The sequence below is a fragment of the Companilactobacillus baiquanensis genome, assembly GCF_003946605.1.
Lineage (GTDB): Bacteria > Bacillota > Bacilli > Lactobacillales > Lactobacillaceae > Companilactobacillus > Companilactobacillus baiquanensis.
In genome coordinates this window covers 1-6,104 of the sequence record NZ_RHOQ01000014.1, presented here as the reverse complement: position 1 = coordinate 6,104, position 6,104 = coordinate 1, and the positions used below count along the sequence as shown (strand labels likewise).

At 35.0% G+C, this 6,104-nt stretch carries 9 protein-coding genes; 7 read left to right on the top strand and 2 right to left on the bottom strand.

Annotated elements, in window-relative coordinates:
* The first annotated feature begins 126 nt into the window (after positions 1-126).
* The 5 genes from EKM77_RS10890 (at position 127) to arsC (ending at position 3,524) form a co-directional block, all read left to right on the top strand.
* Positions 127-1,062: a replication initiation protein gene (locus tag EKM77_RS10890; protein WP_125594054.1), complete on the top strand. Its 936-nt coding sequence runs from the start codon at positions 127-129 to the stop codon at positions 1,060-1,062.
* Positions 1,055-1,585: a DUF536 domain-containing protein gene (locus EKM77_RS10885; RefSeq protein ID WP_125594053.1), complete on the top strand. Its 531-nt coding sequence runs from the start codon at positions 1,055-1,057 to the stop codon at positions 1,583-1,585. Before EKM77_RS10890 ends, EKM77_RS10885 begins: the two co-directional genes overlap by 8 nt.
* Before the next feature lie 105 nt (positions 1,586-1,690).
* Positions 1,691-2,008 carry an ArsR/SmtB family transcription factor gene (locus EKM77_RS10880; protein WP_125594052.1) on the top strand — a complete coding sequence of 106 codons (318 nt, stop codon included), beginning with the start codon at positions 1,691-1,693 and terminating at the stop codon, positions 2,006-2,008.
* Positions 2,009-2,058: 50 nt separating this feature from the next.
* Positions 2,059-3,096, top strand: a complete 1,038-nt coding sequence (gene arsB / locus EKM77_RS10875; protein WP_054644019.1) for an ACR3 family arsenite efflux transporter — start codon at positions 2,059-2,061, stop codon at positions 3,094-3,096.
* Positions 3,097-3,107: 11 nt separating this feature from the next.
* Positions 3,108-3,524, top strand: coding sequence for an arsenate reductase (thioredoxin) (gene arsC / locus EKM77_RS10870; protein WP_054712978.1), 417 nt, complete (start codon positions 3,108-3,110; stop codon positions 3,522-3,524).
* 109 nt (positions 3,525-3,633) lie between these two features.
* Here arsC and EKM77_RS10865 read toward each other — a convergent pair whose 3' ends face one another.
* Entirely contained in the window at positions 3,634-3,978 is a 345-nt protein-coding gene (locus EKM77_RS10865; protein WP_005918574.1) for a type II toxin-antitoxin system PemK/MazF family toxin, read from the bottom strand.
* Positions 3,972-4,235, bottom strand: a complete 264-nt coding sequence (locus EKM77_RS10860; protein WP_005918576.1) for an AbrB/MazE/SpoVT family DNA-binding domain-containing protein — start codon at positions 4,233-4,235, stop codon at positions 3,972-3,974. The genes EKM77_RS10865 and EKM77_RS10860 overlap by 7 nt, the downstream gene beginning before the upstream one ends.
* Before the next feature lie 85 nt (positions 4,236-4,320).
* Between EKM77_RS10860 and EKM77_RS10855 the strand changes: the two genes are divergently transcribed.
* Both EKM77_RS10855 and EKM77_RS10850 read left to right on the top strand, forming a co-directional pair.
* The gene (locus EKM77_RS10855; RefSeq protein ID WP_125594051.1) at positions 4,321-4,908 is read left to right on the top strand and encodes a site-specific integrase; all 588 of its coding nucleotides are present in this window, start codon (positions 4,321-4,323) and stop codon (positions 4,906-4,908) included.
* 407 nt (positions 4,909-5,315) lie between these two features.
* On the top strand, positions 5,316-5,474 hold the full coding sequence (locus EKM77_RS10850) for a hypothetical protein (protein WP_125594050.1): 159 nt from the start codon (positions 5,316-5,318) through the stop codon (positions 5,472-5,474).
* The last annotated feature ends 630 nt before the right edge of the window (positions 5,475-6,104 follow it).

Sequence of the window (6,104 nt, the reverse complement as noted above, 5' to 3'; positions counted from 1 at the left end):
CGACTACATTTTGTCTGTTTATCGACTACATTTTGTCTGTTTATCGACTACATTTTGTCTGTTTATCGACTACATTTATTTACTCCTGTATTCAAATAAGGTAGTATTATTCAAGGAGGTTATTTTATGAGCAATGAATTAGTCAAATATGACCCTGAATTAAATACAATCCCCTTGCGAAGGTTTACTCCTGTAGAAATGAACTTGTTCTTTTCTGTAGTTTCTAGAATGCGTGATAAAGGTGATGATACTGTTAGATTTACCTTTGATCAGTTAAAAGAGTTAAGTGCCTATAAGCCAACCGCAAATAATCGGTTTATTGATGACATACAAAGTACATATCAAAAGATACTAGGTCTTAGATTTGGCTCTCGAAGTAAAGATGGTCTTGATAGAGAGATGTTTGTCATGTTCACTCGATTTGAAATTAAGGGATCTGCAGACGTTCCTTATGTTGATATTCAAATTTATCCCAAAGCGTTGAAACTTCTAAATAATCTCGAAAGTTGGGTTCGTTATGCTTTGACAGAGTTCCGAGATTTAAAGAGTAGTTACGCAAAAACAACTTTTCGTATTCTTAAACAATTCCGAACCACTGGTTATGCTTATTTTTCTAAAAATGATTTCTTTGAACTACTAGATATTCCACAAAGCTATTGGAGTAAGCCTGCGAACGTTGAATCTAGGGTTATTCGCCCAATTAAGGAAGAACTAACCCCTTTGTTTAGAGGCCTAACTATACGAAAAAAATATGGTAAAGGTCGTGGGAAACCAGTGATTGGTTATACTTTTACTTGGAAGCCTGAAAGAAAAGACGCTAACGACTTCTCACAAGGTCAATTTCAAGATGAACGTCAAAAACTCTTTAATATTCAGCATAATGGTGAATTAACAGAACAGGAAAAATGGCGTGCCATTGATAAAGTTAAGGGGTTAACTCTAGGCTCAACTGAGAAACAGATTTTAGCCGAACGACAGATTGAGCATGATAAAACAATAAGAGATCAGACAAGACAAGAAATGCTTGCTGAACTCCGAAAGGGGTTTGGAAATAATGCCTAAAACAATTAGAGAACTTGCTGATGAATTAAAGGTCTCTAAACAAACTATTCAATACCACTACCAAAGACTACCAACAAAGAACCGACAAAAAGATAGTCAAGGTAAAAACGTGATCAGCCTTACAGCTGAAAGGATTATTAGAGGCAAGGTAGCAAAGAACTTGGTAGCAAAGAACCAACAAACAGGTAGCGAAAAAGCGACAAAGACTAGCAAAGAAAATAATGAGCTAATCGATACTCTAAGAAGAGAAGTAGCAGATTTAAAGTTTCAACGGGACAAACAGCTTGCTACCAAAGATCAGCAAATAAGTAGCAAAGACCGACAAATTAATCATCTAACCAAATTAATAGATCAGCAACAACAACTTCAGTTAACAACTGTGACAGAAAACAAAGAACTAAAAGAACATGTACACAAATTAAGTGACTTGATTGAAATCTCTAATCCAGGCCAAAAACAGCAAGTGAATGACAAAGAAGATAGAACACATAATAATAAAAATTGGTGGCATTTTTGGAAATAGAAGTCAATTGGTAGATTATAAAATTAATCCGAACGGCAATCTTTTTCATTATTCATGTGATACAATATAGATAATCATCTATGTTTAATGTGGAGGAATTTACTGATGCACTATGGGTATAAAGATTTGGCATCACTTTTAAAGGTGGTTGCTGAACCTAACCGTCTTAAGATTTTAGAAATGCTGTCCTGTGGTGAGATGTGTGGGTGTGATATACTTGCACACTTTAACTTTACACAACCGACTCTATCCCACCATATGAGTATTCTGGAAAAAAGTGGATTAGTTAACGTAAGAAAAGATACTAAGTGGCACTATTATTCTTTAAATTCAAACAAAAAAGAAGAACTGATTAGTGAATTAACACAAATACTATCTAAAACTGACCATTGCATATGTAAGGATTCACATTCAAACTGTTAGCTTTTTTATTTTGCATTATACATAGATAAATATCTATATGGAGGGCTATTATGCGTACTTCTAAAAATTTATCATTCATGGACCGTTATATGACCTTATGGGTATTTTTAGCTATGGCACTGGGAATTATTAGCGGTTTAGCTTTTCCATCGCTCCCTAAAATAATTAATAGTTGGTCTATCGGTACAACATCAATTCCAATAGCAATAGGCTTAATATTAATGCTATATCCACCACTAACCAAAGTTAATTATGGCAAAATGGGTGATGTATTTAAGGACAAAAAGGAACTTGCTTTTTCATTAGTTCAAAATTGGATCGTTGGCCCTATTTTAATGTTTGCTCTTGCTTTTATCTTTCTACACAATTATCCAAACTATATGATTGGTTTAATCATGATCGGTTTAGCACGGTGTATTGCTATGGTTATTGTGTGGAATGAATTAGCGCAGGGTAATAACGATTATGCTGCTGGTCTAGTAGCTTTTAACTCAATTTTTCAGATTTTGCTATATTCCGTTTATGCATACTTCTTTATTAGTGTCTTACCAAAATTCTTTGGGCTACAAACACAGACAATTAATATTACAATGAGTGAAATTGCTAAAAGTGTTTTTATTTATCTTGGTATTCCTTTCATTTTGGGCATTGGTTCTCGTTACTTTATCATTAGCACAAAGGGTAAAGAATGGTTTGAAGATAAATATGTACCAAAAATAAGTAGAATTACTACTTGGGCTTTACTCTTTACAATAGTAGTGATGTTTTCTGTCAAGGGTGCAAAAGTAGTTCAACTACCAATGGACGCAATAAGAATTGCTGTTCCTTTATTACTATATTTTGTCTTAATGTTCTTCATAACCTTTTGGATTGCGAAAAAGACTAAAACTAGTTATTCAATTTCTGCGACACAATCTTTCACCGCTGCAAGTAATAACTTTGAATTAGCTGTTGCAGTAACAGTCGCTATATTTGGCTTGAATTCTGGAGAAGCATTTGCTGCCGTTATTGGCCCAATGGTTGAAGTACCGGTAATGATCTTATTAGTTGATGTAGCACTATGGATTAAAAGAAAATATTATGATTAAGGAGTAACCAAATGAAAAAAATCTATTTTCTCTGTACCGGGAATTCATGTCGAAGCCAAATGGCCGAAGGATACGCAAAAGAACTTTTTCCTTCCGATAAGTTTGAAATTAGAAGTGCGGGCGTAGAAAAGCATGGTTTAAACAAAAATGCAGTACAAGTTATGGCAGAAGATGGTGTCGATATTAGTCAGCAGTATTCAAAACTGATTGATTTAAATTACTTCAATTCAGCTAATCTAATTGTCACTTTATGCGGTGATGCACGAGATAAATGTCCAGTTATTCCACCACAAGCTACAAGTATTCATTGGCCATTACCCGACCCTGCAAAAGCCACTGGAACAGAAAAAGAAAAACTACAAGCCTTTAGAAAAGTTCGAAACAAAATAAAAGATAATCTATTCGAACTTGTACAAAATTATAAATAGGGCCCATTTTTCACAAATAACCCCTCGAAAACATTGAAAGAATAACCCCTAATATCTATAATATAGATATTAGGGGTTATTTGTTTTAATATTAAATAAATAACTTCTTCTATTTGTCATCAATACTAAACAATAATTTGTACAAAGTGATTATTTCTTCTAGTTCTTCACGCGATACATGATCGACAATAGTTTCATCAGTGACATGTCTTGCCCGTAAATCTAAGGCTATGGTTTGATCTAATAATACTTTTCCATATACTGTTTGACTACTAGTTAGTCGATGATACATTGGAAAATTACGCTTGGTACTGCTAATTGGAGCCGCAATCGTCATGTTACTTGTCTGACAGACTAGATCATTGCTTAGCGCAATGGCTGGTCGCTTATTCATCTGTTCATGACCACGGCTTGGATTAAAGTTAACATAAAATATATCACCTTGGCTTACCATTGAAGTTCATTACCTTCTGACTTTCCCCAATCAAGCTCGTGATCCCTTTTCCCGTCATCTTGCCAATCCTTAAACAGTTCGTGAATATTGGTTGGGTTCTTTTTTATTGGTGTTAAAACAATTGATCCATTTTCAATGGTTATTGTCATATCTTGGTTATCATCTAATTTCAGTTGTTTAATAATTTGGCTAGGAATTCTAGCAGCTTTCGAGTTTCCCCACTTTGCTAAGCGTGTTTGTTCTTTAATAGGTTCCATATTTCCCCCTCCTAAATTATTATTAAAAATCAAGTATATCCTGTGTAGATACACAATGCAAATATTCTTACCGGAGGTCATTTACATGCGACAAGTTGTCTTACCCATCAAAGATTCAAACGTTCTTAAAGAGGTTCAAGATACGTTACTCAATAACTTTAAAGCTGGCCGACGTAACTATACGATTTTTCAAGTTGGTAAAGCGACGCTACTGCGAGTGAGTGACGTTATGGGCTTAAAACAGGCCGATATTTTTAAGCCGGACGGTTCTATTAAACAAAATGCGTTTATTCATGACCGAAAAACTGGTAAACCTAATACCTTGTACCTTAAACCTGTTCAAACAGAGCTTTTATTGTATCGTCAATGGCTGCTTGATCATAAGCTGGATTCTGAATGGCTCTTTCCTTCAATTCAACACCCAGAACGCCATATTACTGAAAAACAGTTCTACAAAATTATGAGTAAGGTTGGCGATCTATTAGGAATTAATTATCTAGGTACTCATACGATGCGCAAAACTGGGGCTTATCGTGTTTACACGCAATCAAATTACAATATTGGCCTAGTCATGCACTTATTAAATCATTCAAGTGAAGCCATGACTTTAGCTTATTTAGGCTTGGATCAAGCAAGTACAGAAAACATGTTGAACCAAATTGATTTTGGGTAAATTAGTTTGATTTTGTTGTCACCAACGGCGACTTCTGATACAGGTCTCTAATGGGTCTAGCACAACATAGAATAAATTCTATGTGTAAGTGCGCATTGACCTTGTTTAACTCGGTCTTATGATAACCATAAAATCAATTTTTGCCGTTGTTAAATGGAATGTATTCTTAATTTAATTTATGCTTATACTTAACTGATTTTGTTATGCTTTAAATGCTAAAAATTGTTGCATATCCCGCTGCTTTCAACCAAATTTTTTTAATTGCTTTGTGCAGAGAATCTTCATAAACCTGGCAACAAAATTTGAATAACTAACTTTAAGAACTGCGTATCTAAATTGAAATTATTATTTTAATGTTAGGAGTAATTAAGCTGGACTAAAAGAAAGTATTAAAACCAATTGATGAAATGCTTGTTGATCCTTGGCAAGTTGATATTCAAGAATTGTTTGAAGCTTCTGTCAATGAACCTGATGAGATCAAAAGGAACTTGTATGATTCCTTATACACTTATATTTTGCAAAAAAGACAAGAAGATATTATTAATCGTCCTGGCTTCGTTATTTAGCCCTCTAAGAGCCTGTTGAGGGCTTTTTGTTTTTGCTTTGGTATAAATATATATAAACGGTCTCAAAACCGCTAAAAACGAAAAATAAGGCCCTTAAAAACGAACATAGCCGCTAAATTCTTGTTAAGATTCAGAAAAACTAACTGTTTGCTGTCAATGGTAGCGGACGAGCAAAGCGTGGGAGCATAAGGAATTGACAGCTCTAAACCAGTCTTAACACTGAATGGGCGAAAGCCAAAGTTTCTATAAAACTTTGCTTTCCTGCCTAACGGCGAGTGAAAAAGCGGTCAAGCTGGCTCAGCTTGGACGGGGTTCGGGGCGTCAGCGCCCGAATTAATGTGGCTTGCCACACCTTTTAGGCAACGAACAAAGTGAGGCGCAAGGAGCATAGCGACTGGAGTTTAATGTGAGCCTGTTTTTTGGCTCACTCCTTTGTGTTTTTGTTTTAGGTTTGTATCTCGTACAGTAGTGCCTCTTTTAAACCTCTTTTATAAACCTCTTTTAAACCTCTTTTAGACCCCTGTTGCGCCTTACTCTCCCAAGGCTTATAGAAGTTTATCGACTACATTTTGTCTGTTTATCGACTACATTTTGTCTGTTTATCGACTACATTTTGTCTGTTTATCGACT

Bases quoted from the DNA above. Each gene is read 5' to 3' on its own strand.
- arsC (WP_054712978.1), top strand. From the start codon at position 3,108: ATGAAAAAAATCTATTTTCTCTGTACCGGGAATTCATGTCGAAGCCAA.
- EKM77_RS10865 (WP_005918574.1), bottom strand. From the start codon at position 3,978: ATGGTAAGCCAAGGTGATATATTTTATGTTAACTTTAATCCAAGCCGT.
- EKM77_RS10850 (WP_125594050.1), top strand. From the start codon at position 5,316: ATGCTTGTTGATCCTTGGCAAGTTGATATTCAAGAATTGTTTGAAGCT.
- EKM77_RS10855 (WP_125594051.1), top strand. From the start codon at position 4,321: ATGCGACAAGTTGTCTTACCCATCAAAGATTCAAACGTTCTTAAAGAG.
- EKM77_RS10890 (WP_125594054.1), top strand. From the start codon at position 127: ATGAGCAATGAATTAGTCAAATATGACCCTGAATTAAATACAATCCCC.
- EKM77_RS10880 (WP_125594052.1), top strand. From the start codon at position 1,691: ATGCACTATGGGTATAAAGATTTGGCATCACTTTTAAAGGTGGTTGCT.
- EKM77_RS10860 (WP_005918576.1), bottom strand. From the start codon at position 4,235: ATGGAACCTATTAAAGAACAAACACGCTTAGCAAAGTGGGGAAACTCG.
- EKM77_RS10885 (WP_125594053.1), top strand. From the start codon at position 1,055: ATGCCTAAAACAATTAGAGAACTTGCTGATGAATTAAAGGTCTCTAAA.
- arsB (WP_054644019.1), top strand. From the start codon at position 2,059: ATGCGTACTTCTAAAAATTTATCATTCATGGACCGTTATATGACCTTA.